This is a genomic window from Sphaerisporangium fuscum, assembly GCF_018531465.1.
GTDB classification, from domain to species: domain Bacteria; phylum Actinomycetota; class Actinomycetes; order Streptosporangiales; family Streptosporangiaceae; genus Sphaerisporangium; species Sphaerisporangium fuscum.
Genome location: NZ_JAHDTF010000005.1, coordinates 163,492 through 189,152 on the forward strand (window position 1 = coordinate 163,492; position 25,661 = coordinate 189,152).

22 protein-coding genes and 3 pseudogenes are annotated in these 25,661 nt (G+C 71.3%); 14 read left to right on the forward strand and 11 right to left on the reverse strand.

Going from position 1 to position 25,661, the window contains the following annotated elements:
* The first annotated feature begins 220 nt into the window (after positions 1–220).
* The gene (locus KIK05_RS08115) at positions 221–442 is read left to right on the forward strand and encodes an EF-hand domain-containing protein (protein ID WP_214409961.1); all 222 of its coding nucleotides are present in this window, start codon (positions 221–223) and stop codon (positions 440–442) included.
* A 141-nt stretch (positions 443–583) separates the two neighbouring features.
* On the opposite strand, the gene proC is transcribed toward KIK05_RS08115, so the two are convergent.
* Both proC and KIK05_RS08125 read right to left on the reverse strand, forming a co-directional pair.
* Entirely contained in the window at positions 584–1,378 is a 795-nt protein-coding gene (proC, locus tag KIK05_RS08120) for a pyrroline-5-carboxylate reductase (RefSeq protein WP_214409962.1), read from the reverse strand.
* A gap of 108 nt (positions 1,379–1,486) precedes the next feature.
* Entirely contained in the window at positions 1,487–2,344 is an 858-nt protein-coding gene (locus tag KIK05_RS08125) for a proline dehydrogenase family protein (RefSeq protein ID WP_308249809.1), read from the reverse strand.
* A 258-nt stretch (positions 2,345–2,602) separates the two neighbouring features.
* Here KIK05_RS08125 and KIK05_RS08130 point away from each other — a divergent pair, with 258 nt between their 5' ends.
* Together KIK05_RS08130 and KIK05_RS08135 are read left to right on the forward strand one after the other, a co-directional pair.
* Complete coding sequence (locus KIK05_RS08130; RefSeq protein WP_308249810.1) at positions 2,603–4,162, forward strand: alpha/beta hydrolase; 1,560 nt, start codon at positions 2,603–2,605, stop codon at positions 4,160–4,162.
* 117 nt (positions 4,163–4,279) lie between these two features.
* Positions 4,280–4,450: pseudogene (locus tag KIK05_RS08135) on the forward strand (ATP-binding protein); the annotation flags it as partial.
* Positions 4,451–4,528: 78 nt separating this feature from the next.
* Here KIK05_RS08135 and KIK05_RS47995 read toward each other — a convergent pair.
* Positions 4,529–5,002, reverse strand: a pseudogene (locus KIK05_RS47995) (FtsX-like permease family protein); the annotation flags it as partial.
* Between the two features lie 149 nt (positions 5,003–5,151).
* Between KIK05_RS47995 and KIK05_RS08140 the strand changes: the two are divergent.
* The 7 genes and pseudogenes from KIK05_RS08140 (at position 5,152) to KIK05_RS08170 (ending at position 13,534) form a co-directional block, all read left to right on the forward strand.
* The gene (locus tag KIK05_RS08140; protein WP_214409964.1) at positions 5,152–5,610 is read left to right on the forward strand and encodes a hypothetical protein; all 459 of its coding nucleotides are present in this window, start codon (positions 5,152–5,154) and stop codon (positions 5,608–5,610) included.
* A gap of 198 nt (positions 5,611–5,808) precedes the next feature.
* On the forward strand, positions 5,809–7,686 hold the full coding sequence (gene dnaK, locus KIK05_RS08145; protein WP_214409965.1) for a molecular chaperone DnaK: 1,878 nt from the start codon (positions 5,809–5,811) through the stop codon (positions 7,684–7,686).
* A 35-nt stretch (positions 7,687–7,721) separates the two neighbouring features.
* On the forward strand, positions 7,722–8,327 hold the full coding sequence (gene grpE / locus KIK05_RS08150) for a nucleotide exchange factor GrpE (RefSeq protein WP_372455573.1): 606 nt from the start codon (positions 7,722–7,724) through the stop codon (positions 8,325–8,327).
* 35 nt (positions 8,328–8,362) lie between these two features.
* Positions 8,363–9,541: a molecular chaperone DnaJ gene (gene dnaJ / locus KIK05_RS08155; RefSeq protein ID WP_214409967.1), complete on the forward strand. Its 1,179-nt coding sequence runs from the start codon at positions 8,363–8,365 to the stop codon at positions 9,539–9,541.
* A gap of 21 nt (positions 9,542–9,562) precedes the next feature.
* Positions 9,563–9,815 (forward strand): annotated as a pseudogene (locus KIK05_RS08160) (heat shock protein transcriptional repressor HspR); the annotation flags it as partial.
* Between the two features lie 370 nt (positions 9,816–10,185).
* The gene (clpB, locus tag KIK05_RS08165; RefSeq protein WP_214409969.1) at positions 10,186–12,765 is read left to right on the forward strand and encodes an ATP-dependent chaperone ClpB; all 2,580 of its coding nucleotides are present in this window, start codon (positions 10,186–10,188) and stop codon (positions 12,763–12,765) included.
* A 97-nt stretch (positions 12,766–12,862) separates the two neighbouring features.
* Positions 12,863–13,534, forward strand: coding sequence for a hypothetical protein (locus KIK05_RS08170; RefSeq protein WP_214409970.1), 672 nt, complete (start codon positions 12,863–12,865; stop codon positions 13,532–13,534).
* A gap of 88 nt (positions 13,535–13,622) precedes the next feature.
* On the opposite strand, the gene KIK05_RS08175 is transcribed toward KIK05_RS08170, so the two are convergent.
* On the reverse strand, positions 13,623–14,162 hold the full coding sequence (locus KIK05_RS08175; RefSeq protein WP_308249811.1) for a tetratricopeptide repeat protein: 540 nt from the start codon (positions 14,160–14,162) through the stop codon (positions 13,623–13,625).
* Positions 14,163–14,323: 161 nt separating this feature from the next.
* Between KIK05_RS08175 and KIK05_RS08180 the strand changes: the two genes are divergently transcribed.
* A complete protein-coding gene (locus KIK05_RS08180) occupies positions 14,324–14,659 on the forward strand; it encodes a hypothetical protein (RefSeq protein WP_214409971.1) in 336 nt (111 codons plus the stop codon).
* A 14-nt stretch (positions 14,660–14,673) separates the two neighbouring features.
* On the opposite strand, the gene KIK05_RS08185 is transcribed toward KIK05_RS08180, so the two are convergent.
* The 4 genes from KIK05_RS08185 to KIK05_RS08200 all read right to left on the reverse strand — a co-directional run bounded on the left by KIK05_RS08185 (position 14,674) and on the right by KIK05_RS08200 (position 19,453).
* Complete coding sequence (locus KIK05_RS08185) at positions 14,674–15,516, reverse strand: alpha/beta fold hydrolase (RefSeq protein ID WP_214409972.1); 843 nt, start codon at positions 15,514–15,516, stop codon at positions 14,674–14,676.
* A 119-nt stretch (positions 15,517–15,635) separates the two neighbouring features.
* Positions 15,636–16,319: a TetR/AcrR family transcriptional regulator gene (locus KIK05_RS08190; RefSeq protein WP_308249812.1), complete on the reverse strand. Its 684-nt coding sequence runs from the start codon at positions 16,317–16,319 to the stop codon at positions 15,636–15,638.
* Between the two features lie 33 nt (positions 16,320–16,352).
* Positions 16,353–18,059 (reverse strand): SDR family oxidoreductase, encoded by a 1,707-nt coding sequence (locus tag KIK05_RS08195; RefSeq protein ID WP_214409973.1) that lies wholly within the window; start codon positions 18,057–18,059, stop codon positions 16,353–16,355.
* Between the two features lie 200 nt (positions 18,060–18,259).
* Entirely contained in the window at positions 18,260–19,453 is a 1,194-nt protein-coding gene (locus tag KIK05_RS08200) for a CapA family protein (protein WP_214409974.1), read from the reverse strand.
* A gap of 195 nt (positions 19,454–19,648) precedes the next feature.
* Between KIK05_RS08200 and KIK05_RS08205 the strand changes: the two genes are divergently transcribed.
* The 3 genes from KIK05_RS08205 (at position 19,649) to KIK05_RS08215 (ending at position 23,508) form a co-directional block, all read left to right on the forward strand.
* Positions 19,649–21,841: a molybdopterin-dependent oxidoreductase gene (locus tag KIK05_RS08205; RefSeq protein WP_214409975.1), complete on the forward strand. Its 2,193-nt coding sequence runs from the start codon at positions 19,649–19,651 to the stop codon at positions 21,839–21,841.
* A gap of 49 nt (positions 21,842–21,890) precedes the next feature.
* Complete coding sequence (locus KIK05_RS08210; protein WP_214409976.1) at positions 21,891–22,502, forward strand: HD domain-containing protein; 612 nt, start codon at positions 21,891–21,893, stop codon at positions 22,500–22,502.
* A gap of 64 nt (positions 22,503–22,566) precedes the next feature.
* The gene (locus KIK05_RS08215) at positions 22,567–23,508 is read left to right on the forward strand and encodes a Rieske (2Fe-2S) protein (protein WP_308249813.1); all 942 of its coding nucleotides are present in this window, start codon (positions 22,567–22,569) and stop codon (positions 23,506–23,508) included.
* A 13-nt stretch (positions 23,509–23,521) separates the two neighbouring features.
* Here the strand turns inward: KIK05_RS08215 and KIK05_RS08220 are convergent, their stop codons facing one another.
* From KIK05_RS08220 to KIK05_RS08230, 3 genes are all read right to left on the reverse strand, one after another.
* Positions 23,522–23,770: a DUF8836 family protein gene (locus tag KIK05_RS08220; RefSeq protein ID WP_214409977.1), complete on the reverse strand. Its 249-nt coding sequence runs from the start codon at positions 23,768–23,770 to the stop codon at positions 23,522–23,524.
* Between the two features lie 29 nt (positions 23,771–23,799).
* Complete coding sequence (locus KIK05_RS08225; RefSeq protein WP_214409978.1) at positions 23,800–24,555, reverse strand: sulfite exporter TauE/SafE family protein; 756 nt, start codon at positions 24,553–24,555, stop codon at positions 23,800–23,802.
* Between the two features lie 139 nt (positions 24,556–24,694).
* Positions 24,695–25,615 carry an SPFH domain-containing protein gene (locus KIK05_RS08230; RefSeq protein ID WP_214409979.1) on the reverse strand — a complete coding sequence of 307 codons (921 nt, stop codon included), beginning with the start codon at positions 25,613–25,615 and terminating at the stop codon, positions 24,695–24,697.
* Positions 25,616–25,661 lie beyond the last annotated feature (46 nt).

Below are 25,661 nucleotides of genomic sequence, written 5' to 3' on the forward strand. Positions count from 1 at the left end.
CCATGGCGGCCACGCCGTTCCTCCGCCGTGCGATCCTTCTGCCGCCCTCGGTGTGAGGCCGCGGCGGCTCGGGTGCGCCGGGGCGGTCCGAGATCACCTTACGCCTCTGTTCGGAAAGTTTCCTAAGGAGTGACCGTCGCGCCCGGGCGTGCCCGGCGTCGTGCGGAGAACTAGGGTGTTCGGCGTAAAGGGTTACTTTTCGCCCGGGAGGCAGGTTTCCTTGTCAGAAGAAAGCGCGGACCAGCGGTGGGCGCGGCTCAAGAAGCGGTTCGACTCGATCGACGGTGACGGCGACGGCTTCATCACCCACGCGGAGTTCAGGGAGCACTTCCCTCACCTGCCCGCCGAGGCCATCGGCGCGCTCGACACCGAGGCGGACGCGGACGGCGACGGCCGGATCTCGTTCGAGGAGTTCGCCCGCCTGACGTCCCTCGACGCCTGATCCACTCCGGCGTCGAGTCGAGAACATCGTCCGGGGCCGGAGGCCGGGCGGGTGAGTGGCCACTACGGCCACCGCCGTACCGGCTAGCCGAGCCACCCGCCGTCCAACGGCGCCGGCTTCACCGTACGACCGGCGGGGGCTTCAGCCGGAGGCGAGTTGGCGGCTGCGGTCGCGGGCGGCCTCGATGGCGGCGAGGAAGGCCGCGCGGACGCGGTGGCGCTCCAGCTCGGCGATGGCCGAGATGGTGGTGCCACCCGGCGAGGTGACCGCCTCGCGGAGGATGACAGGGTGCTCGCCGGAGTCGCGCAGCATGGTCGCCGCGCCGACGATCGACTGGATGACCATGTCGAGCGCCGCCGCCCGCGGCATGCCGAGCAGGATGCCTGCGTCGACCATGGCCTCGACGAGGTAGAAGAAGTAGGCCGGGCCGCTGCCGGACAGCGCCGTCGCGGCGTCCTGCTGGGACTCGGGGATGCGCAGCACCTTGCCGACGGGCTTCAGCAGGTCTTCGGTGTGCTTGAGGTGCTTCTCGGAGGCGTGGGCGCCGGCCGAGATCACGCTCATCGCCTCGTCGACCAGCACCGGGGTGTTGGACATGACCCGCACGACCGGGACCTCGTCGCCGAGCCGGGACTCCACGAAGGACGTGGTGATGCCGGCCGCCACGGTGACCACCAGCTTGCCGGCGGGCACGTGGGGCGCGATCTCGGTGAGCAGATTGCCCATGTCCTGCGGTTTCACGGCCAGAATCAGCGTGTCGGCGGTCTTGGCCGCGTCGATGTTGGACACGACCTGCACACCGTGGCGCTCGCGCAGCGCCTGCGCCCGCTCCTCGCGGCGGGCGGTGGCCATGATCTCGCCCGGCCGGACGCCCGCGCGCAGCAGCCCCGACAGCAGGGCCTCGCCCATCTTGCCTGTGCCAAGAATCGCGATCATGTCAACGCACCTCTGGGAGTTGGGAGCGTTCGAAGCCTACCGACTCCGCACCCCGCGAGGTCCCGCCACCGCCCCGCCTGTGGACAACTCTTCGCCTGTGGACGACCGTCAGCGCCCCACCAGGGAGCGGGCGAGAAGGGTGAGGTTGGCGGGCCGCTCGGCGACCCGGCGGGTGAGCTGGGCGTACCAGTCGGCGCCGTAGGGGATGCGGACGCGGACGCGCGCCCCGTCGTGAGCCAGCCGCCGCTGCTCCGGACGGCGCACGCCGTAGGCCATCTGGTACTCGAAGCCGCCGGGCTCGCGCTCGTTCAGCACCGCGAGCGCCGAGGCGATCTCGACGAGCCGCCGGTCGTGCGTGGCGACCGTGAGGTACCCCCCGGCCGTCATCAGCGCCTTGAGGCAGCGCACGTACGAGCGGTCGACGTCCTCCGGCTCCTGGTAGGACACCGGCGCGGGCCCGCCGATCAGGCCGCGCGAGAGCCGTACGCGGGCCGAGGCCAGCGACCGGCAGTACTCCTCGGCCCGGCGCCAGGACGACTGGATCTCCACACCCACGGAGGAGTGCTCCTCGAGCAGCTGGGAGTGCAGCCGCAGTGCCGCCTCGGCCAGTGGGGCCTCCTCGGCGTCGAGGGTGACGCCCGCCCCGGCCTCCTCGGCCGCCTGGCACACGCGGGCGGCGTTGTCCTTGGCGAGCTTCTCGTCGAAGCGCAGCCCGAGGCCCGAGAGCCGGAGCGAAATGTCGGCCCCCTTGGCGACGCCACGCCGGGCGAGGCCGTCGAGGAGCCCGAGATGCGCCTCCACGGCGCGGGCGGCCTGGGCTGCGTCGCGGGCCTCCCCGCCGAGATGGTCGAGGCTCACCAGCAGCCCGTCGGCGACGACCCCTGCCGCCGCGGCCACGGCCTGGTCGGCGCCCTCCCCCGCGACGTACCGGGCGGTGAGCGGCGTCGTCCTGACGACGCTCTCCACGCGGTCGCTGCTGGAAGCCGCTAGCAGAACCTGACGCAAGACCATTGGCAACCCTTCCCGACGAGATGACGGCCGATGGGAGAGACCTCCCCACCTTACGGCCCTTCAGACGTCGATCACGGGACGCACGGCCCATGTTGCGGTTTGACAACCAAGTACAGACGGCTGTCGTCTTATACCGCCTTTATACGCATGATCTACCCGATGGTGCCGTAAGTCGGTTCCAGCGCCGGAACCGCCGGTATCGAAGGGGTTTACGTGAAAAAGATCCTGATAGCGCTGGCCACCGCCGGCGTGGGTCTGAGCGGAGCACTGGTCGCGGCACCCGCGACGGCCAGCGCTCAGCAGGCCCCCGACTACACACCCCCCGCCCCCCAGTGGGCGCAGTGCGCCGGCCTGCCCGCGGGCATCGAGTGCGCCTCGGTCGAGGTCCCGCTGGACTACGGCCGGCCGTGGGGCAAGAAGATCAAGATCGCTGTTTCACGCAAGAAGGCCACCGACACCGCGCACTACCAGGGCGCGATCCTGTTCAACCCCGGCGGCCCGGGCGGCAGCGGCCTGGCCTACCCGGCGGTGATGCAGACCCGCCTCGGCGCCCCGCTGGCCGCCCAGTACGACCTCATCGGCTTCGACCCGCGCGGCGTCGGGTCCAGCGAGCCGGCTCTGAGCTGCGACCCGCACTTCTTCGACCCGGTGCGCCCCGACTACATCTCCTCCACGTGGGCGGAGGAGGCCGCCTGGGTGAAGAAGATGCAGGGCTACTCCAAGGCCTGTGACGCGACCTACGGCGACCTGCTCAAGCACATGACCACGGTCGACGCGGCCAAGGACATGGACCAGATCCGCAAGGCCCTCGGGCAGCAGCAGATCAGCTACGTCGGCTACTCCTACGGCACCTACCTGGGGGCCACGTACGCGACCCTCTTCCCGGGCAAGGTCCGCCGCCTGGTGCTGGACAGCATCGTCAACCCCGAGCGGGTCTGGTACGACGCCAACCTCGACCAGAACCACGCCTTCGAGGACCGTGCCAAGGCGTTCTTCGCCTGGATCGCCCAGTACGACGGCACCTACCACCTCGGCACCAACCCCGCCGACGTGGAGAAGGCGTACTACGCCAGCCGCGCCAAGCTGAAGGCCACCCCGGCCGGAGGCCGCGTCGGTCCGGACGAACTCGACGACACCTACCTCGCGGGCGGCTACCTCAAGAGCCGCTGGCCCCTCCTCGCCAACGCCCTCGCCAAGTACGTGGCGGGTGACGACTCGGCCCTGCAGTCGGCGTACGCGACCTACGGCGACAACAGCGGCGACGACAACGGCTTCGCGGTCTACTCGGCCGTGGAGTGCAGCGACGCCCGCTGGCCGCGCGACTGGGGCACCTGGCACCGCGACTGGTGGCAGTCCTACCGCACCGCGCCGTTCCTCACCTGGGGCAACGCCTGGTACAACGCCCAGTGCCAGTCGTGGCCGGTCCGCGGGCACGACGACCTGCGCGTCAACGGCAAGTGGATCAAGGACGCCCTGTTCTTCCAGGACACCAAGGACGCCGCCACGCCGTACCAGGGTGGCGTCGAGATGCACAAGCGCTTCCCGACCTCCCGCCTGGTGGTCATGGACGGCGGCGGCAACCACGGCCTCACCGGCCGCGGCAACGCGTGCGTCGACGACATCTGGAAGGCGTACCTGACCGACGGCACGCTCCCGGCGAGCCTCCCCGGCCCGGACGTCCACTGCGCGCCGTTCCCCGACCCGGTGCCGCCGGCCGCGACGCTGCGCTCGGCCCCGACCGCGGACGACGACTGGGTGCCCGGCGAGCGCTGACCCGCCCGCCTACCCGGCCCGGACGCCCCGCCGATCACCGGATCGGCGGGGCGTCCCACCGTCTGGGTGTAATGCCGTTTCCTGATGACATGGCCCTGCTTCGCTACATTGCTGGCCATGCTTCGGGGAAGACGCGGCGACCAGCAAGCCCTGGACGACCTGCTGGACGGCGCTCGTGCGGGACGCAGCGGCGTCCTGGTGGTGCGCGGCGACCCGGGCATCGGCAAGACGGCCCTCCTCCGGTATGCGGTGGACCGGGCCGAGGGGCTCAGGGTGCTGCGCAGCACCGGCGTGGAGACCGAGGCGGAACTGCCGTTCGCGGCCCTCCACCAGCTGCTGCGGTCCGCGCCCTGCGGCGGCGGCCACGCCGCAGAGGGCGACCACGACGCCGGTGGAGAAGGCCACGGCGGAAGGCCACGACGCGTCGGTCGGCGTCAGCCAGCCGGGTGCCATGCCGAGGCCGACCAGCCAGTCGAGCACGGGACCGGCGGCGGCCGGCCCGGCCGCCGCGCCGATCGCCGAGGCGACGACCGCGACCAGGCCGGCCTCTCCGTACAGCATCCAGCGGACCTGGCGGCGGGTGGCGCCCACGGTGCGCAGCAGCGCGAACTCCCTGCGGCGCTGCGCCACCGCGAACGCGAACGTCGAGGAGACCACGAACACGGCGATGAACACCGCGAAGCCCGCCGCGATGCCGACGATGGTGGCGGCGTCGTCGCGGGCGCGGTCGTCGTCGTCACGCTCGCCGGGGTCGACGTCGGGCGCAAGGTGCAGGTCGTCACGGCCGCCGGCGCCAACGTGGTGCCGAGGCGTTCGGTGAGTTTCACTGAGCTTCCCCATATGTTCGGATCAGGGGCGTCTTCCCTGCTGATCGGAACGCTACGGAGGGCGTCGCCGGGCCGGTACCGGACAAGTGACCAGGACGCCCCGGGCATCTGCCGGAGGGCCTCGAACCCCGGTGGGATCGGATACGTCGTAGGGATATGCGGATGATGACGGCGACACTGGCGACCGGATCCCTGCTGCTCGCTCTCGGATGCGGCGCGGCTCCGAGTGCCACGGCCACGAGCCTGACCCCCGACCAGCCGGTCTCCACGACGGCGACGACCTCGGTCTCCGCCACGGTGGCGCCGAAGACCGAGCCCACCCCCATCCGGCCGAAGGGGCACACGATCAAGCCGCACGAGGTGCGGTGGGAGTCGGCCAAGCCCTCCCGCGACGGACGCACGCTCAAGATCGTGTGGTGGTCCGGCGTGGAGCCCTGCGCCGTCCTCGATCACGTGAGCCTGCGCCAGACCGGGAAGCGTGTGATCGTGACCCTGTACGAGGGCGCCGAGCCGGGCTCGGAGGACGTCGCCTGCATCGAGATCGCCGTGCAGAAGACGACGACCGTCAAGCTCAAGGCCCCCCTCGGCCACCGCAAGGTCGTCGACGGCGCCAAGCTCTGAGAGCCCCGCAGCCCCGGCCGCCGGTCATCGACCGGCGGCCTTTCTCATGCGCCGAAGCCCCTGCGAGGGCGGGCTGTGCGCGGAATAACCTGGCAGCGGATAGGGTTGAGCCCATCAGACTCAAGTCGCTTGACAAAGCGACGAGCCAGGCTCAAGATTGAGCCATACGGACTCAACTTTGACTACAAGGACGTACTCATGGCACGTGCGGTAGGTATCGACCTTGGGACGACCAACTCCGTCGTCTCGATCCTCGAGGGCGGTGAGCCCACCGTCATCGCCAACGCGCAGGGCTCGCGGACGACCCCGTCCGTCGTCGCCTTCGCGAAGAACGGCGAGGTGCTCGTCGGCGAGGTCGCCAAGCGGCAGGCCGTGACCAACGTCGACCGCACCATCCGCTCGGTCAAGCGGGAGATGGGCACCGACTGGACCGTCGAGATCGACGGCAAGAAGTTCTCCCCCCAGCAGATCAGCGCCTTCGTCCTGCAGAAGCTGAAGACGGACGCCGAGGCGTACCTCGGCGAGAAGATCACCGACGCGGTCATCACCGTCCCGGCGTACTTCAACGACGCCCAGCGCCAGGCCACTAAGGAGGCCGGCCAGATCGCGGGCCTCAACGTCCTGCGCATCATCAACGAGCCCACCTCGGCCGCTCTGGCCTACGGGCTCGACAAGGAGAAGGACCAGACCATCCTGGTCTTCGACCTCGGCGGCGGCACCTTCGACGTCTCGCTGCTCGACGTCGGCCAGGAGGACGGCCACGGCTTCGTCGAGGTCAAGGCGACCAGCGGTGACAACCACCTCGGTGGCGACGACTGGGACCAGCGCATCGTCGACGAGCTGGTGACCCGCTTCAAGAACGCCCACGGCGTCGACCTCTCCAAGGACAAGATGGCGCTCCAGCGCCTTCGCGAGGCGGCCGAGAAGGCCAAGATCGAGCTGTCGGCCCAGACCGAGACCTCGATCAACCTGCCCTACATCACCGCCTCCGCCGAGGGCCCGCTCCACCTCGAGGAGAAGCTGACCCGCTCGGAGTTCCAGCGCATCACCTCCGACCTGCTCGAGCGCTGCAAGGGCCCGTTCCACCAGGTCATCAAGGACGCCGGCATCAAGGTCTCCGACATCGCCCACGTGGTGCTCGTCGGCGGCTCCACCCGCATGCCGGCCGTCAGCGACCTGGTCCGCGAGCTGACCGGCGGCAAGGAGCCCAACAAGGGCGTCAACCCCGACGAGGTCGTCGCGATCGGCGCCGCGCTGCAGGCCGGTGTGCTCAAGGGCGAGGTCAAGGACGTCCTGCTCCTCGACGTCACCCCGCTGAGCCTCGGCATCGAGACCAAGGGCGGCATCTTCACCAAGATCATCGAGCGCAACACCACGATCCCGACCAAGCGGTCGGAGGTCTTCACCACCGCTGAGGACAACCAGCCGTCGGTGCAGATCCAGGTCTTCCAGGGTGAGCGCGAGATCGCGGCCTACAACAAGAAGCTCGCGACCTTCGAGCTGACCGGCATCGCCCCCGCGCCGCGCGGCATCCCGCAGATCGAGGTCACCTTCGACATCGACGCCAACGGCATCGTGAACGTCTCGGCGAAGGACCTCGGCACCGGCAAGGAGCAGTCGATGACGATCACCGGTGGCTCCGCGCTGCCGAAGGACGACATCGAGCGCATGATGCGCGAGGCCGAGTCCTACGCTGAAGAGGACAAGCGGCGCCGCGACGAGGCCGAGACGCGTAACAACGCCGACCAGCTCGCCTACCAGACCGAGAAGTTCCTCCGCGACAACGACGACAAGATCCCGGCCGAGGTCAAGACCGAGGTCGAGGAGTCCCTGTCGGAGCTGAAGAAGACGCTGGAGGGCACCGACTCGGCCGCCATCCGCGCCGCTGCGGAGAAGCTCGCCACTGTCAGCCAGAAGATGGGCTCGGCGATCTACGCTCAGTCCCAGGCCGCCGGTGACGGCGCGGCCGACGCCTCGGGCGCGACCGCGGGCGCCGGCGCCAAGGCCGACGACGACGTCGTCGAGGCCGAGATCGTCGACGAGGAGCCTAAGAAGCGGGAGGGCGGTGCCGCGTGACGTCCCCGAATTCTGGGAGCGAGCACGAGGGCCTTGTGATCCGCGACAACAGGCGCATCGACCCGGAGACCGGCGAGGTGCGCCAGGGGGCGGGGAAGACGGCCGAGCAGCCGTCCCCCGCCGCCCCGGCGGAGGCGCCGCGGCCCGACGACGGCGTGAGCGCGCAGCTGGCCGAGCGCACCGCCGACCTCCAGCGGCTCCAGGCCGAATACTCCAACTACCGCAAGCGCGTCGAGCGCGACCGGGTCGTGGTGCGGGAGCAGGCGGTCGCCAACGTGCTCGCCGAGCTCCTGCCGGTCCTGGACGACATCGGCCGGGCCCGCGACCACGGTGAGCTCACCGGCGGGTTCGCCAAGGTGAGCGAGGCGCTCGAGAGCGCGGTCGGCAAGCTGGGGCTGTCGGCCTTCGGCACCAAGGGCGAGGCGTTCGACCCCACGGTGCACGAGGCCCTGATGCACAGCTACTCGGCCGAGGTCACCGAGCCCACCTGCGTGGAGATCCTCCAGCCCGGCTACCGCCTGGGTGAGCGGGTCCTGCGCCCGGCCCGCGTGGCCGTCGCCGAGCCCGAGGAGCCCTCCCAGGGCTCCGCGTCCGAGACGGGCGAGGCGGGCGAGGCCGCGGCCGACCCCGAGGACAATTGAGCGACAACCCCTTTGGCAGGCGAAGGAAGCAATAGATGAGCACCAAGGACTACCTGGAGAAGGACTATTACGCGGTCCTTGGTGTGTCGAAGACCGCCACCGCCGACGAGATCAAGAAGGCGTACCGCAGGCTGGCACGCAAGTACCACCCGGACGCCAACCAGGGCAACACCGAGACCGAGGCCAAGTTCAAGCAGGTCTCGGAGGCCTACGACATCCTGTCCGACGCCAAGCGCCGCAAGGAGTACGACGAGGCGCGCACGTTGTTCGGATCGGGTCTCGGCGGGTACGCGGGGGGCGGCGCCCCCCGCGGCGGCGGCGGTTTCCCGTTCGAGTTCGGCGACCTCTTCGGAGGCAGCGCGCAGGGCGGCAGCGGCGCGGGAGAGCGGATCGGCGACCTGTTCGGCGGCCTGTTCAACCGCGGCGGACGCACCTCGACCACGAACCGTCCCCGCCGGGGGCAGGACATCGAGTCGGAGGTCAGCCTCTCGTTCACCGAGGCGGCCAACGGCACCACGGTGGCCCTGCGGCTCACCAGCTCCTCGGCCTGCTCGGCCTGCAACGGCACGGGCGCCAAGGCCGGCACCACCCCGCGCGTCTGCCCGACGTGCGAGGGCACCGGAGCCGCCAGCCGCAACCTCGGCAACTTCGCCTTCTCCGAGCCCTGCCGCGACTGCAAGGGCCGTGGGCTGCTCGTCGACGACCCCTGCCCGGTGTGCGAGGGCAGCGGGCGTGGCAAGAGCACCCGCACGCTGCAGGCGCGCATCCCGGCGGGGGTGGCCGACGGCCAGCGCATCCGGCTCAAGGGCAAGGGCGCGCCCGGCGAGAACGGCGGGCCCGCCGGCGACCTTTACGTCGAGATCCACGTGAAGCCGCACGCGGTGTTCGGCCGCTCCGGCGACAACCTCACGATCACCGTTCCGGTCACGTTCACCGAGGCCGCTCTCGGTGCCGAGATCAAGGTGCCGACCCTCCAGGGCATGCCGGTCACCCTCCGGATCCCCGAGGGCACCCCGAACGGCCGCACGTTCCGCGTCCGCGGCCGGGGGGTCGCCCGCAAGGACGGAAGCAAGGGCGACCTGCTGGCCACCGTGGAGGTCGCGGTGCCGCAGCAGCTCGACGAGAAGGAAAAGGCCGCGCTCGAGGAGTTCCGCGCCGTCACGGGCGAAGCGGACCCCCGTGCCGAGCTGCTCAAACTGGCCGACAGCGAGTAAGCCCGAAGGGAGGCGACGCCCGTGGACGCCAACTACTTCGACCTGTCCGATGACACACCCGTGTATGTCATCTCGGTCGCCGCCCAGCTCTCCGGGCTGCACCCGCAGACGCTCCGTCAGTACGACCGCCTCGGCCTGGTCAGCCCGGGCCGGACGGCCGGCCGGGGCAGGCTCTACTCCACCCGCGACATCGTGATGCTCCGTGAGGTGCAGCGGCTCTCCCAGGAGGAGGGCATCAACCTGGCGGGCATCAAACGCATCCTCGCCCTGGAGACCGAGAACCTCCGCATGCGCGAGGAGATCAGCCGGCTCAGGAGCGAGATGGCGATGATCCGCGCCCTGATCCAGTACCAACTTCCACCCGCGTAGGCCATCTCCGGCACATCGCCCTCATCGACTGGGCTGATCACTGACAGATGGCCCGTGCGGGACGGCCCGAAGACGGCGGGGCGCCCGGACCGGACGCCCTCCGTCCACACCGCCACCGGCACCACCCCGGCCGCCCGGCGGACCGACACCACGACGCCGAACCTCGCCGCGCTCACATCAGCGCCCCAGGTCTTCGGCGCTGACATAGCGAAGCGGCGAGGCACCGCCCCGGCGAACACGCGGCGAGCCGCCATGCGAGGAGAGGCAAGATAAGCGTGGACTACAAGCTGACGCGAAAGAGCCAGGACGCCCTGTCGGGCGCCGTCCGGCGCGCCGCGGCCGAGGGCAACCCCGAGGTCGCCCCCGCCCACCTGTTCACCACCCTGCTCGCCCAGACCGACAGCACCGCCGTGCACCTCCTCGAGGCCGTCGGGGCCGACTGGAAGAGGCTCCGCGCCGAGGCCGAGCAGCAGTTGGAGCAGCTCCCGAAGGCCCAGGGGGCGACCGTGAGCGCCCCGTCGTCCTCCCGGCAGCTGCTCGTGGTGCTGAACACCGCCGCGGCCCGCGCCAAGCAGCTGGAGGACGAGTACGTCTCCACCGAGCACCTGCTGGTCGGCCTCGCCGCCGACGGGGGCCGCATCGCCGAGCTGCTGAAGGCGCAGGGAGCGACCCCCAACGCCCTGCTGGAGGCGTTCGAGAAGGTGCGCGGCCACGCCCGCGTGACCAGCGAGAGCCCCGAGGACACCTACCGCGCCCTGGAGAAGTACGGCGTCGACCTCACCGAGCAGGCCCGCGCCGGCAAGCTCGACCCGGTCATCGGCCGCGACAACGAGATCCGCCGTGTGATCCAGGTCCTCAGCCGCCGCACCAAGAACAACCCGGTGCTGATCGGCGAGCCGGGCGTCGGCAAGACCGCCGTCGTCGACGGCCTCGCCCAGCGCATCGTCGCCGGCGACGTGCCCGAGAGCCTGCGCGGCAAGCGCCTGGTCTCCCTCGACCTCGGCGCGATGGTCGCCGGCGCGAAGTTCCGCGGCGAGTTCGAGGAGCGGCTGAAGGCCGTCCTCAACGAGATCAAGGAGAGCGACGGCCAGGTCGTCACGTTCATCGACGAGCTGCACACCATGGTCGGCGCGGGCGCGGCCGAGGGCGCGATGGACGCGGGCAACATGCTCAAGCCCATGCTGGCCCGCGGCGAGCTGCGCATGATCGGCGCGACCACGCTCGACGAGTACCGCGAGCACATCGAGAAGGACCCCGCCCTGGAGCGGCGGTTCCAGCAGATCTTCGTCGGCGAGCCGACGGTCGAGGACACCATCGCGATCCTGCGCGGGCTCAAGGGCCGCTACGAGGCCCATCACAAGGTGCAGATCTCCGACAGCGCCCTGGTCGCCGCCGCCACGCTCTCCGACCGGTACATCACCGCGCGATTCCTGCCGGACAAGGCCATCGACCTGGTGGACGAGGCCGCGAGCCGCCTGCGCATGGAGATCGACTCGCGTCCGGTCGAGATCGACGAGCTGCAGCGCGCCGTCGACCGGCTCAAGATGGAGGAGCTCGCCCTCGCCAAGGAGACCGACGAGGCGAGCGTCCAGCGCCTGGAGAAGCTCCGCAAGGAGCTCGCCGACCGCCAGGAGGAGCTCGACCACCTGGTCGTGCGCTGGCAGAAGGAGAAGGCCGGCCTCAACCGGGTCGGCGAGCTGAAGAAGCAGCTCGACGAGGCCCGCTCGGCGGCCGAGCGCGCCCAGCGCGACGGCGACTTCGAGGCGGCCTCCCGTCTGATGTACGCCGACGTGCCGCGCCTGGAGAAGGAGGTCGAGGAGGCGAGCGCGCAGGCGCAGCCCGAGAACTCCATGGTCAAGGAGGAGGTCGGCGCCGACGACATCGCGCAGGTGATCTCCTCCTGGACGGGCATCCCCGCCGGGCGCCTGCTGGAGGGCGAGACCGCCAAGCTGCTGCGCATGGAGGACGAGCTCGGGCGCAGGCTCGTCGGGCAGCGCGAGGCCGTCCAGGCCGTGTCCGACGCCGTGCGCCGGGCACGGGCGGGCGTCGCCGACCCCGACCGGCCGACCGGCTCGTTCCTCTTCCTCGGCCCCACCGGCGTCGGTAAGACCGAGCTGGCCAAGGCCCTGGCGGAGTTCCTCTTCGACGACGAGCGCGCCATGACCCGCATCGACATGAGCGAGTACGGCGAGAAGCACAGCGTCGCCCGTCTGGTCGGCGCGCCTCCCGGCTACGTCGGCTACGAGGAGGGCGGCCAGCTCACCGAGGCGGTGCGGCGCCGGCCGTACACCGTGGTGCTGCTCGACGAGATCGAGAAGGCCCACCCCGAGGTGTTCGACATCCTGCTGCAGGTGCTCGACGACGGGCGCCTGACCGACGGCCAGGGCCGCACGGTCGACTTCCGCAACACGATCCTGATCCTGACCTCGAACATCGGCTCGCAGTACCTCGTCGACCCGGCGCTCGAGCCCGAGGCCAGGCGCGAGAAGGTCATGCAGGCGGTCCGGAACTCCTTCAAGCCGGAGTTCCTGAACCGGCTCGACGACGTGATCCAGTTCGAGGCGCTCGGCTCGGAGGAGCTGACGCAGATCGTCGACCTGCAGGTCGCGAGGCTCGCGCGGCGCCTGTCCGACCGGCGGCTGACGCTGACCGTCACGCCGGCCGCGCGCGACTGGCTGGCCCTCACCGGGTACGACCCGCTGTACGGCGCGCGGCCGCTGCGCCGGCTGGTGCAGTCGGCGATCGGTGACAAGCTCGCCAAGAGCCTGCTGGCCGGTGCGATCCACGACGGCGACGAGGTCGTGGTCGATCTGGACGTCGCCGGGGACACCCTCACGGTGGAGGCCGCCCGGTAAGGGATTCACCAGCATTGGGTCAACGACCCGCTCACAGCGAGGCTCCCTGACTACCTTCAGTGCTCGTCAAAGCACGAGAAGTAGTCAGGGAGTCTTCATGCGCACTTCACGCAAGATCCGGGGCGCCGTCGCCGTGGCCGTGGTCGCCGCCGGCGCGAGCTGGCTCGGCATGGGCGGCGCGCTCGCCGCCGCGCGGCACGCCGCCGACCCCGTCCCCGGCATCCCGGCGCCGCGGGTCGAGGGGCCCGGCAACGGCGACCTGATCGTCAGCATCGAGCACATCGGCCGCTCGTCCCGGCTGCCGTCCGACACCACCGTCGTCTTCGGCCTGACCAACCTTCCGGCCATCATCCGCAGCGTCCCGGAGTACGCCAGGGACCACTTCCTGCCCAGGACCTTCGGCGGGACGAGGGCCGGCTACGGCGCGCCGCAGCGGCAGGGGAGCCTGGTCGCGCGGGCGGAGACCGCGTCGCGGCTGCCCGGCACGGCCCGCCTGAACGCGCGCGGCGCCACGGCCTCCGACGTGCCGCCGGGTGCCCCGGCCTCCGAGATCGGCACGCCGCTCTCCAGCGTCGCCGGCTCGCCCGTTCCCGGCCTCCCCGCCTCTCCGGCGCCGGACGCGACCGGCTCCGTGCCGGTCCTCTCCGGCGGGCTGCCTGTCGAGCCGCAGACGGTCGCCGAGGTCAAGGCGGTGCCCGAGGTGGGCCTCCCCCAGCAGTCGCCCGCCACCGTGAACGATCTGTCCGTGCCGAACCTCCGCACCCGGTGAGGGGCTGAGGCGGAGGAACCGGCACCGTCATCGTGCGGGCCGCGACGGCGGGGTCGCGGCCCGCACACCCCTGCCGGGGCGTGCGGGATCAGCGGGAGACGTCGAGCAGGGCGTCGAGATCGTCTTCGGGGAGGCCGAGGTCGACGCGGATGCGGTAGCGCGTGCGCAGCAGCGCGTCGCGGGTGCCGCCCGTGCCCTCGCTCGCGAGGATCCCTTCGGTGGCCCACTCGTGGGCGCCGGGGAGGTCGCCGTAGGCCAGCAGGGTCTCGGCCACGTGGAGCGCGGTGGCGGGATCGGCGCGCCCGTCGGCCTTGATCGACTCGACCAGCTCACGCGCCTCGTCGGGACGGTCGAGCTCGAAGAGGGTGTCGGCGATGCCGGCCCGAGGGTCGACGCTCACCTCACCGCCGTCGTCGAGCGCCTGCTGGTAGGACGCAAGGGCCCTGGCCGCCTGCCCCGCCTGCCGCCATTCTTCGGCGGCCATCACCAGGATCGCGGCACGAGAGACCTCTCCGGACGCGTAGCAACGCGCCAGTTCGTCGAGCCGCCCGGCCAGAGCCCCGTGATCGTCGTTCAGCAGGGCCTGTTCGAGCAGCCGATCAAGCTGCTCCCGCGTCACATGAGCCACAGGACGAGGTTACCGAGCGCTGCTCGACTCTGCGCGGACAACCGCAGGCATTGCTTCGATCCCGATTCGCACATGTTTGACCACACTCCGCGTGCCGCTGCTGGGAGACGGGCATATCGGCACTGCCTGGAAGGTCTCTCACGCCTTTCGAAGGAGCTGCGATGGACATGTCCTGGCAGACCACCTTCGCCGTCGCCTGCGCCACCGTGCTCGCCGCGGTCGTCCCGGGGACCCTCGGCTACGCCACCGCCCGGGTGGAGACGGCCGAGCGCCAACGCCAGGAGGTGATGCGGCTGCACGCGGAGGTCCAGGCGGCGCGGAAGGCGGTTCACCAGGTGTCGACGCCGTGCGGGGCCCTGGACCAGGACGGCGCCTCGTACTCCGGCGGCTCGCGAGGTTCGGCGCCGACCGCCGCCCGTGAGGCCGAGGGCCGTCCGCAGGTGACCCGCGGAACCCGGGAACCGCAGTCGTTCATCCCGCCGCCGGGCGTCGAATGACGTTCTGAGCCTCATCACGTCCCCCGCAGCACTTCACCCAGCCGCGACGCGAACCCCGCCGGATGGGTGGTCGGACCGTTGTGACCGCCCGGGAACTCCACGACCTCGGTGCCGAGGACGCGGGCCAGCGCCTCCACGCAGAGGTGGTCGAAGAAGTCGCGCGGCGTCGTACGGCCGGCGCCGGGGACCGCACGCGCGCAGCCGGCCCTCCCGAGTCCGGCGATCTCCGCGACGCCCAGCTCGCAGCGGCGCAGCGCGGGGAGGTCGCGGGAGAAGAAGAAGTGCATGTTGGCGATGCGCTCTCTCGACAGCGGCGGCGGCAGCTCGGCGTCGGGCTCCCGGTCGCCCGCGCCGGCACCGGTGATCTCCGCCAGCGTCTTGAACGCCGCCACCCACCCTTCGTCCCGGTAGACGACCTCGAGCTCCTTCAGGACCCGCCGGGCGCGGGCCCTCGCGGCGCCGCGCAACAGCCCGAGCACCGGCGGCTCGTGCGTCACCAGAGTCGCCACCTGCTCGGGGTGCCGCGTGGCGAGCGCGAGCCCGACGAGGCCGCCGAAGCTCGACCCGAAGAGCAGGGCGGGTTCGCGGGTCAGCGCGGCCAGCAGGCGGTGGGCGTCGTCGGCGTGCGTCTCGACGGTCACCGGACGGGAGGGGTCGTCGATCGTGCTGCGGGAGAGGCCGCGGCGGTCGTACGTCACGACGGTGAACTCACCGGCGAGCCGCCTGACCAGCCCACCGCTGTGCCGGGCGTCCCCATCGCCCCCTTGCAGCACGAGCAGGAGAGGTCCGGTGCCACGGACCTCGTAGTGAAGGCGGCTTCCGGGCACCACCAGTACGTCATCGCGCGGGGCACTCATCCGCTCACCTCCCGTAATCAAGGGTTACCCAGCGCGACATCCTGTATCGCACTCTTCAGCCGGGTTTCCGATCAGCGCGGGTCGCGCCGGCAGGTCAGGGAGGTGAGCGTCGGCGGCGGTCAGGCGGACGAGGCCGCGATCGGGGCCCCGGAGCCGGGCCCGGAGCGGAGCTGGCTCGACACGTATTCGCGGATCAGGCGCTTGGCCTCCCGCACGAGCGGCGGCCAGCCCTGGGGATCGCGGCGGAAGGCCAGGGCCAGCACCGCGCCCCCGGCCTCGACGGCCACCGTGAGGCTGAGGTCGAGCTCCTCGCTGTCGGCCATGCCGAACTCGGCCAGCAGCAGCCCGCGAAGCCGCCCGGCGATCACGGTGTTGTTCTCCGAGACCGAGTCGAGCAGGTTGAGGTCGACGGCGTCGCCGAAGCGCAGCGCGCGGAAGCCGGGAACGCTGCGGTGCATGTCGACGTACTCGTCGATGATCGCGTCGACGGCGTGCCACCAGCCGGCGTACTCCTCGGTCATGAACCGCCGGCCGACCCGCGCGATGAACAGCTCGACGTTGCGCTGGGTCAGCGCCTGGGTGACCGCCCGCTTGTCGGGGAAGAACTGGTAGACCGAGCCGATGGCGACCCCGGCCCGCTCGGCGATGCGGGTGGTCGACAGCGACTCGTAACCGATTTCGTCGAGCAGCTCGGCACAGGCGTCGAGCATGCGCTCGACACGTCGTGCGCTGCGCCGCTGGGAGGGTTTGCGGCGCAGGGGCTGATGCTCGTCATCGCAGGGGTGGGTGGGCGAGGCAGGCACGGTTTTCATCTTGCCCTGACAGAGCGTCAGCGGTCAGCGCTTCGCGGGCAGTCGTCCCATATTGGCATCGGTCAGACGGGCGAATCCCCGCAGCAGCCCCGGGGAGAGCCTCGACAGCGCGTACCCGATCTTGCCCTCGGCGTTCACGGGCACCACGGCGGTGTCGTGGTGGACGGCCCGCAGGATGTGCGCCGCGACCCGCTCCGGCGGGTAGCCGCGCCGGAGCAGCACCCACTCGCTCAGCGCGCGGTGACCGCCCCGGTACGTCGCGTTGCTCGCGATCGCGGTGGAGACGAACCCGGGGCAGACCACCGTCACACCGATGCCCTTGCCGGCCAGCTCGGCGCGCAGGCAGTCGCTGAGCATCTTCACCGCCGCCTTCGAGGTCGAGTAGGCCGGAAGCAGCCGTGAGGGCATGAAGGCGGCCAGCGAGGCGATGTTGACGATGTGGCCCCCCTCGCCGCGTTCGACCATCTGCCGGGCGAACAGGCGGCAGCCGTGAACGACGCCCCAGAGGTTGACGTCGATGGTGCGCCGCCAGTCGGACAGCTCGTGGTCGAGGAAGGACCCGGTGACGGCGATGCCGGCGTTGTTGACCACGATGTCGGGGGTGCCGTGCTCGTCACGCACGGCCTGCGCGAACAGCTCCATCTCGTCGGCGCGCGAGACGTCGACCCGGCGCGCGTGGGCGACGCCGTCGCGGCGCCCGATCTCCTCGGCGGTGCGCCGGGCGGCGTCGAGGTCGAGGTCGGCGCAGACGACCTCGGCGCCGTGGGCGGCGAACGCCCTGGCCGTCGCCCGTCCGATGCCGCTCCCCGCCCCGGTGACGACGACGAGCCGCCGGTCGTACACGCCGCGCGTGCCGCCGGCGCGGGCGAGCTCACGGGAGGGCGGTGTGCCGTCCTCGATGTGACGGACGAACTCGCCGATCATGCGGGCGACGACCTCGGGATGGGTGCGCTGCGCCCAGTGTCCCGCGGCGATCTTCCTGTGCCACATGCGGGGCACCCAGCGGCGCAGGGAGGCGAGCAGCCGCGGCGAGACGAAGGGGTCGTTCGCGGCCTCGATGAGCTGCAGCGGCACGTCGACGTACGGCTCTGGCACCTCGTCGCGAGAGGCGAACATGTTGGCCCGGTAGAGGTTCACCCCGTTCGTCCCGTCGCGGACCAGTGTGGTGGCGGGATGCCCCTCGCGCGGACGCACCCCTTCCAGGCGCATGGCGCGGCCGAGCACGCGAGGCACGACGGCGTGCCAGGCGAGCTCCGGGAGCCCGGGCGCCTGGAAGGCGGCCATGTACCACGAGCGGAGGGCCTGCCCCGCGACGTCGCGCGGGGCCGCGTCCTTCATGAAGCGCGCCCACTGGTGCAGGCCGGGGCCGCCCATCGAGGTGAACGAGGCGAAGCGCCCGGGGAGCCGCCGCACCGCCTCCCATCCCTGGATGGAGCCCCAGTCGTGGCCGACCAGGTGCACGGTCTGCTCGCCGATCGCGTCGAGCACGGCGGCGAGGTCGCCCACCAGGCGGTCGAGGCGGTAGGCGCCGGTCTCGCGCGGCGCGGACGAGCGGCCCGCCCCCCGGACGTCGTACCTGACGACATGGAAGCCGGGGGTGAGCAGCTCCGCCACCTCGTCCCACACCCGGTGGGTGTCGGGGTAGCCGTGGACCAGCAGCACCGTCGGCCTCGCCGGGTCCCCCTGCTCGTGGAGCGCCAGCCGTACGTCACCCGCGTCGATGAACCGCATACGCCTCACTTCACACCGGGAAAGATTATTGGACAACTCGTCCAAATATAGGCAGGGTGTGAGACCCGAGGAAGACACGGCCTCAGAGCTCCTCGGGCCGATCCCCCCTCGGCGCCGCTCACCCCTGGGCCATGGACCGGCGGGGCGCGCGTCACCAGTGGACCGGAACCCGCACGCCGGTGTTCAGCCCACGGCCGTGTTCAGCCCGCGGTCGCCGCCGGGCTCGCACTCAGGCCCGCACAGCCGCGCAGGGACTTCCAGTTCGCCACCGCCTGCTGCTTGGCGGTCCCGGTCACCGGGATCGGGATGCCGCCGCTGATGCGCGCCGGGGTCCACTGGTCCTTCAGCACCTTGCGCCCCTCGATCGTCAGCGTCAGCACGCCGGTGGCGCCGGTCAGCGGGCCGGAGTTGTAGAAAACGAAGTTGCCCATGCCGTAGTTGACGTACCGCCCCTTGAGGTACCCGCTGCCGAGCAGGATGTGGGCGTGCCCGCCGACGATGACGTCGGCGCCGGCGGCGATGAGCTTGGGTGCGAGGCTCAGCTGGGCCTGGTTGGGGCATTTCTGCAGCTCGGTGCCCCAGTGCAGGTGGACGATGACGGTGTCGGCGCTCTTGCGGGCCTGCCGGACGGCGGCCAGGAGCCGCTGCTCGTCCTTGGCCGAGGCCAGGCCGCCCTTGGTGTCGGTGGCCGTCCACGCCTGGATGAACTGCGAGTCCATCACCTGGGTGGCGCCGATGATGGCCACCCGATTGCCGTTGACCGTCTTGCGGAACGGCTTGTACGCCTGGGCGGCGTTCGCCCCGATGCCGACGACCGGGAAGTGGGTGCGGCGGATCGCGGCGAGGGAGTCGCGCAGCCCGCTCTCCATGTAGTCCATGCCGTGGTTGTTCGCCATGGACGCGACGTCGACGCCCGCGGCCTTCAGCGCGGTGAACGCGGTGGGCGGCGCGCGGAAGGTGAACTGCTTGCCGGGCGCGGGGGTACCGCCCTGGGTGATGGCCGTCTCGAGGTTCACCATGGTCAGGTCGGCGCGCCGCAGCACCGAGGAGATCGGGCCGAGGGCGGTGGCGGGGTTCGCCAGCCGGTTCCTCAGCATGCCCTCGAAGTGCACGTCGCCGCCGAACGCGATCGTGAACGGCTTGTGCTGCGCGGCCGGCTTGTCCTGCTCGCCGGAGTCGCCGGAGGAGGTGGGACTCTTCGCCGAGCCGGTGGCCTTGAAGCCGGGGGTGGTGGCGGGCTCGGCCGCCGAGCAGGCGGACAGACCCGCGAGGGACACCGCCACGGCCACGGCCACGGCCGCGACGCGCCCGGCGCGCCGGCCGCCCCGCACACGAGTGGAGGGGGTGGTCTCGGCGGGGGCGGGAGGGACGGGGGCGGCAGGGTGACTTCTCATCGCTCCAAGAGCATGCCACTTTCCCCTGCGAGATGGACACCGCCACCCCATGGCGGCCGAGAATCGCCAGGCACGCCGTCGGGTGGAGGGCCAGGCCGGCGCCCTGGTCCAGGGATGCGGTAACTCTTCGCTCTTCCCCGTCGGCGCCATCAGCGGTAAAGATGAGTTCATCTCTCGAACTCAGGAGGCCGCTCGATGCGTACGGCTCACCGGACCTGCCCGCTGTGTGAGGCCGTCTGCGGCCTCACCCTCACCCTGGACGACGGCGACAACGTCATCGGGGTGCGGGGGGACGCCGACGATCCCTTCAGCAAGGGCTTCGTCTGCCCGAAGGGCGCGAGCCTCGGCCGCCTCGACCAGGACGGCGACCGCCTGAGCACCCCGCTCATCCGTGAAGGCGGCGAGTGGCGGGAGGCGAGCTGGCAGGAGGCCTTCGAGGCCGTCGAGCGCGGCCTGTCCGCCGTCCCCGCCCCCTCCCGGGCGATCTACCTGGGCAATCCCAACGCCCACACCATGGCCGGCGCGCTGTACGCCGCCCCGCTGATCCGCGCCCTCGGCACCCGGCAGGTGTACTCGGCCAGCACCGCCGACCAGATGCCGAAGCAGGTGTCGGCGGGCCTGATGTTCGGTCACTCGCTCACGATCCCGGTGCCTGATCTCGACCGCACCGACTACCTGCTGATGCTCGGGGCCAACCCGCTGGAGTCGAACGGCTCCCTCTGCACCGCCCCCGACTTCCCGGGCAGGCTGAAGGCCCTGCGCAGGCGCGGTGGGCGGCTGGTCGTCGTCGATCCGCGCCGCACCCGCACGGCGGCCCTGGCCGACGAGCACGTGTTCATCCGGCCCGGCACCGACGCCTACCTGCTGATGGGCGTCGTCCACACACTGCTCACCGAGAAGCTCACCGACGTGCGCGTGCCGGTCGGCGGCCTGGCCGAGCTGGAGGAGGCCGTCTCCGGCTTCACCCCCGAGGCCTGCGCGGACGCCTGCGGCGTGCCGGCCGAGCTGATCACCCGGCTGGCCCGGGAACTGGCGGCCGCGCCGACGGCGGCGGTGTACGGCCGCATCGGCACCTGCACGGTCGAGTTCGGCACCCTCGCGCAGTGGCTGGTCGACGTGGTCAACGTCCTGACCGGCAACCTCGACCGCCCCGGCGGCGCCATGTTCCCCCGTCCGGCCACCGAGGGCCCGCGGCGGCGCAGGCCGTACGCCACCGGGCGCTGGCACAGCCGGGTGCGCGGCCTGCCGGAGGCCAACGGGGAGCTGCCGGTGGCGACGCTGGCCGACGAGATCGAGACGCCCGGCGAGGGCCGGATCCGGGCGCTGATCACGGTGGCCGGCAACCCGGTGCTCTCGGCGCCGAACGGCGCGCGGCTCGACCGGGCCCTGGCGGGCCTCGACTTCATGGTCAGCGTCGATCCGTACCTGAACGAGACGACCCGGCACGCCGATGTGATCCTGCCGCCGCCGCGGGTCACTCAGGCCGGGCACTACGACTTCGCGCTGCTCGGCTTCGCGGTGCGCGACTACGTCAGGTACTCGCCTCCGGTGGTGCCGCTGCCGGAGGGACGGCCGTCGGAGGGCGAGATCCTCGCGCGGCTCACCATGATCGCCTCAGGCCAGGGCGCGAGCGCCGACCCGGCCCTGCTGGACGAGCTCGCGCTCGACCAGACGCTGCGCAGGGCCGTGGAGACTCCCGGGTCTCCCGTGGAGGGGCAGGACCCGGCCGGGCTGCGCGCCCTGCTGACCGGGTCGAACGGCGCCGAGCTGCGCCTGGACGCCATGCTCCGCCTGGGCCCGTACGGCGACTGGGGCGGGCGGGCGCTCGGCGAGGGGAACGGCCTGTCGCTCACGACGCTGCTGGAGAACCCGCACGGCATCGACCTCGGCCCTCTGCGGCCCCGCATCCCCGAGGGCGTCCTCACGACGGCCTCCGGCGCCGTCGAACTCGCCCCGGAGGCGATCCTCGCCGACGTCCCCCGGCTCCGCGAGGGGCTCGGCAGGCGGGCGAGCGGATTCGTCCTCATCGGGCGCCGCCACCTGCGTTCCAACAACAGCTGGATGCACAACGTCGCCCCGCTGGTCGGCGGCAGCAACCGCTGCACGCTCCAGATCCATCCACAGGATGTGGAGGAGCTCGGGCTGGCCGGCCACGCGGTGATCAGGTCGGCGGCCGGCGAACTGGTCGTCCAGCTGGAGCCCACCGACACGATCATGCGAGGGGTGGTGAGCCTGCCGCACGGCTGGGGTCACGCCGGCACCTCGCAGCTCGTCGCGGCCAAGAACGCCGGGGTCAGCGCGAACATCCTGACCGACGAGTCGATCGTCGACCCGCTGTCCGGCAACGCGGTGCTCAACGGCGTCCCGGTCACGCTCGTCCCCGCCTGAGCGGACGGTCAGGGGCGGTGGGGTCGCGCGCGGTAATAGGCTGTGGCGCGTGACCACCGTGCCCGATAAGGAACGTCTGCTGGCCCAGGTCGGTTTCGTCGTGGAAATCGACAAATTGAAGCGCGTGCTGCGCCGCAACACCTTGATGGACGGCTCTCGCCGGGAGAACGACGCCGAGCACTCATGGCATCTCGGGATGCTGGCCATGGTCTTCGCCGAGTACGCGCCCGCGGACGTCGACCTCGCGCGCGTGACGTCCATGCTGCTGGTCCACGACATCGTCGAGATCGACGCCGGTGACACCTTCATCTACGACCTGACCGAGGTCGAGGTGCAGGAGAAGGCCGAGCGCGCCGCCGCGGACCGCATCTTCGGTCTGCTGCCGGAGGACCAGACCGTGACGCTGCGCGCCCTGTGGGACGAGTTCGAGGAGCGCACGACACCCGAGGCGAGGTTCGCCAAGGCCATCGACCGGCTGGCTCCGATCATGGCCAACTACAACAGCGAGGGAGGCAGCTGGGTACGGCACGGGGTCACGGCCGACCAGGTCATGGAGAAAGTAGAAATCATCCGTGAGGGATCGCCCGCCCTGGCCGTCTACGCCACCGAGATCGTCGAGTCGTCGGTGGTCCGTGGCCACCTGGCTCCAGGCCGGGGGTGACGGGCCTTCGCGGTGTTTCTTCCGCTCTTGGGGGTAGGTCCTCAAGGGGCAAGAGGGGGCGAAAGTGGAGGAAACTTCGAAGTCCATCAACTCACGACGGCGGTCGCTGAGGGAGACCCTCGGCATCACCCGCATGTCGTTGCCCGTCGGCCTCACCGATCGCCTCGAGCACATGAGAGGCATCGACCGGCTGATAGTCCCGCTGGCGAAGACGATCCGCCGCAAGCTCCCCTCCGGGAGCATGGCCCGGGACCTGCTGCACGGCGTGCCCACGGGCCACCCTCTCCACCCTCCCCTGGCCACCATCAGCCTCGGCTGCTTCACGGCGACGGCGGTGCTGGACCTCATCGGCGCCGACTCCCGCTCCTCCAGTGCCGTGCTCGCGACGGGCATCGCGGGCGCCGTCCCGGCCGCCGCCGCCGGGATCACCGACTGGTCGGTGCTGCATCTCGAGCAGCAGCGGGTCGGTTTCGTCCACTCCCTGGTCAACCTGACGGCCCTCGGGCTCTACTCGGGCTCGCTCCTGCTGCGCCTGTCCGGCAAGGAACGGGCGGGACGCATGCTGGGGTTCGCGGGCCTGGCCGCGGTGAGCGTGGGCGGGTACCTCGGCGGGCACCTGGCCTACCGCATGGCGGCCGGGCCCACCCACGCCGAGCCGACCACGCACCTGGTGCCCCTCGGCTGGCACGACCTGTGCCGGTTGTGGGACCTGCCGGACGGCCGCCCCGTCTCACGGCGCCTCGGCTACATCCACCTGTTCGTCCTGCGCCACGGCGCGACCGTGAAGGTCCTGGCCGACCGCTGCTCCCACCTGGCGGGCCCGCTGCACCAGGGACGGCTGAAGCTCGAGAACGACGAGGTCTGCGTGGTGTGCCCCTGGCACGGCAGCACGTTCCGTCTGGAGGACGGCGCGGTCGTGCACGGCCCCGCCACCTCGCCCCAACCGGCCTTCGAGGTGAACGTGCGCGGTGACGGCGTCGTGCAGGTCCGCCCGCGCCCGATCTAGCGGCCCAGGGGGTTCACTCGGGCTCCTCGTCCCCCTCCACGATGCGGTCGGCGGCCGGGTGCTCGACGAGGGCGAGAATGCGGCTGGCCATGAAGCGCGCGGTGCGGACGGGGGTGCCGCTCCTTGTGACCTCGCTGACCTCGACGAGCCCTCTGCGGGTGGCGATGTCGACGCGGCGCCCGGCCTTCGTCGCCACCACTTCGTAGGTTCGCGGCGTGTTGTCGCCCGCGTCTATGACGATCTCGACCCGGTCACCCTTCATATCAGGGTAAATACCCACTTGCCGCTTCGTCAGCCGTACACCAGTTTGACAATCGCGACGACTCCGACGCACACGATGATCCCGCGCAGCACCCGGGACGGCAGCTTGCGGCCCACCCGCGCGCCGAAGAAGCCCCCCACCAGCGACCCCACGGCGATGAGGAGCGCGACCCACCAGTCGACCGGCGCGATCAGGGCGAACAGCACGGCCGCCGTGGTGTTGACCAGCAGCGACAGCAGGTTCTTGGCGGCGTTCACCCGCTGGAGGTGCTCGTCCAGGAAGATGCCGAGCAGCCCGATCAGCACCACACCCTGGGCGGCGCCGAAGTAGCCGCCGTACACCCCCGCGGCGAACACCCCCGCCCACAGCCAGGGTCCGCCGTGCGGGTGGGCGGTCTCCCGGCGCTCGGCGATCCAGACGTTGAGCCGGGGCTGGGCGACCACCAGCACGCAGGCCAGCGCGATCAGCACCGGCACGATCACCCGGAAGGCCTCGGCGGGCAGGGCGAGCAGCAGCAGGCCGCCCGCCAGCGAGCCCAGCACCGAGGCCGCGCCCAGCCGCAGCAGCCGTTCACTCTGCCCCTTGAGCTCCTCCCGGTAGCCCAGCACGCCGCTCACGCCGCCCGCGACCAGCCCGACGTTGTTCGACACGTTGGCGACGATCGGCGGGTACCCCATGGCCACCAGCGTCGGGAACGTGATCAGCGAACCCGACCCGACCACGGCGTTGATGCCACCCGCCGCGACTCCGGCCGCGAGGACCCCGGCCACCTCCCACGGTGTCACGGTGCCACCTTTCGTACGGTTTTGCCCGATCGTAGGGGGCAGCCGTCCCATGGCGGCGGGAGGGGTCCGCCAAAGGGAAGGGTACTCAGCGCGAAGCCCCTCCCCTTCCACCGGAAAGAGAGGCGAACCGAGCCCGCACCTAGCGCGCGGTGGAGCCGTCGGAGGACTTGCCGAACAGCCCGCCGAGGCCCTCCAGCGCCTTGCTCATCTCGGACGGCACGATCCAGACCTTGTTGGCGTCGCCCTTGGCGATCTCGGGAAGCGTCTGGAGGTACTGGTAGGCGAGCAACCGCTGGTCGGGGTTGCCCTCGTGGATCGCGCGGAAGACCATCGCGATGGCGTCGGCCTGGCCCTTGGCCCGCATCGCCTGGGCCTCGGCGTCGGCCTGTGCCCGCAGCACCGCCGCCTCGGCCTCGCCCCGCGCCTTCAGGACGGCCGCCTGCCGCTCACCCTCCGCCGTCAGGATCGCCGACTGCTTCTGCCCCTCCGCCGACAGGATGGAGGCCCGCTTGTCGCGGTCGGCCCGCATCTGCTTCTCCATCGAGTCCTGGATCGAGGCCGGCGGCTCGATGGCCTTCAGCTCGACGCGGTTGACCCGGATGCCCCATTTGCCGGTCGCCTCGTCGAGCACCCCGCGCAGCTCGGAGTTGATCTCCTCGCGCGAGGTCAACGTGCGTTCGAGGTCCATGCCGCCGACGACGTTGCGCAGGGTGGTGACCGTCAGCTGCTCGACGCCGGTGAGGAAGTTGGCGATCTCGTACGTCGCGGCCCTCGGGTCGGTCACCTGGAAGTAGATAACGGTGTCGATCGACACCACGAGGTTGTCGGAGGTGATCACCGGCTGCGGCGGGAACGACACCACCTGCTCGCGCAGGTCGACGACGGTGCGCACGCCGTCGATGAACGGCACGACGACGTTCAGCCCCGGCGTCAGCGTGCGGTGGTAACGCCCCAGCCGCTCGATGATGTAGGCCTGCGCCTGCGGAACGATGCGAATCGTGCGGTATACCGCGAAGCCGGCGATGGCCACCACGATCACGAAGACGACGAGCTGAGTCATGAGCCACTCCGACCCGAGGTGTCCGACGTGCCCCTCGACCGAGATG

Coding starts and splice junctions, on each gene's coding strand:
- KIK05_RS08185 (WP_214409972.1), bottom strand. CDS start 15,516: ATGAGTGCCCCGCGCGATGACGTACTGGTGGTGCCCGGAAGCCGCCTT.
- KIK05_RS08195 (WP_214409973.1), bottom strand. CDS start 18,059: ATGCGGTTCATCGACGCGGGTGACGTACGGCTGGCGCTCCACGAGCAG.
- KIK05_RS08180 (WP_214409971.1), top strand. CDS start 14,324: ATGGACATGTCCTGGCAGACCACCTTCGCCGTCGCCTGCGCCACCGTG.
- KIK05_RS08230 (WP_214409979.1), bottom strand. CDS start 25,615: ATGACTCAGCTCGTCGTCTTCGTGATCGTGGTGGCCATCGCCGGCTTC.
- KIK05_RS08140 (WP_214409964.1), top strand. CDS start 5,152: ATGATGACGGCGACACTGGCGACCGGATCCCTGCTGCTCGCTCTCGGA.
- dnaJ (WP_214409967.1), top strand. CDS start 8,363: ATGAGCACCAAGGACTACCTGGAGAAGGACTATTACGCGGTCCTTGGT.
- KIK05_RS08205 (WP_214409975.1), top strand. CDS start 19,649: ATGCGTACGGCTCACCGGACCTGCCCGCTGTGTGAGGCCGTCTGCGGC.
- KIK05_RS08200 (WP_214409974.1), bottom strand. CDS start 19,453: ATGAGAAGTCACCCTGCCGCCCCCGTCCCTCCCGCCCCCGCCGAGACC.
- dnaK (WP_214409965.1), top strand. CDS start 5,809: ATGGCACGTGCGGTAGGTATCGACCTTGGGACGACCAACTCCGTCGTC.
- proC (WP_214409962.1), bottom strand. CDS start 1,378: ATGATCGCGATTCTTGGCACAGGCAAGATGGGCGAGGCCCTGCTGTCG.
- KIK05_RS08220 (WP_214409977.1), bottom strand. CDS start 23,770: ATGAAGGGTGACCGGGTCGAGATCGTCATAGACGCGGGCGACAACACG.
- KIK05_RS08170 (WP_214409970.1), top strand. CDS start 12,863: ATGCGCACTTCACGCAAGATCCGGGGCGCCGTCGCCGTGGCCGTGGTC.